1 protein-coding gene is annotated in these 393 nt (G+C 64.4%); it reads left to right on the top strand.

The window, feature by feature from the left end:
• Window positions 1–393: autotransporter outer membrane beta-barrel domain-containing protein (locus NTD88_RS09600; RefSeq protein WP_262153968.1), on the top strand; the 393-nt coding region annotated here is incomplete at both ends.

The following is a 393-nucleotide window of genomic DNA, read 5'->3' as shown; positions in this document are numbered from 1 at the left end:
TGACGAATGGCGCGCGGGTATCGCGGCGGGCTACACCAAGACCAGCCTCGATGCCAGCAAGCGCAACTCGGATGCGTCGGTCGACAGCTACCACCTGGCCACCTACCTCAGCTACCAACTCGACGCCTTCGCCGCACGCATGGGCGCCGGTTATAGCTGGCACGACATCGACAGCAAAAGGCATGTCGCGGCGGGCAGCTACAACGAAGAGCTGAAAGCCAAGTACAAGGCCGGCACCGCGCAGGTCTTCGGCGAAGTGGGTTACACCGTCGAAGCTGGCGGCGTGGCGCTGGAACCGTTCGCCGGCATCGCCTACGTCAACTACGACAGCGACACCGGTCGCGAGAAAGGCGGGGCGGGTGCGTTGGAGGCCAGTTCGAAACAGGACGCGAC

Origin of the sequence: Pseudomonas sp. 20P_3.2_Bac5, assembly GCF_025466035.1 — a bacterium.
Classification (GTDB): Bacteria; Pseudomonadota; Gammaproteobacteria; order Pseudomonadales; family Pseudomonadaceae; genus Aquipseudomonas.
Note: the sequence above shows the minus strand (reverse complement) of the source record. Positions and strands in the feature narration are given on the sequence as shown.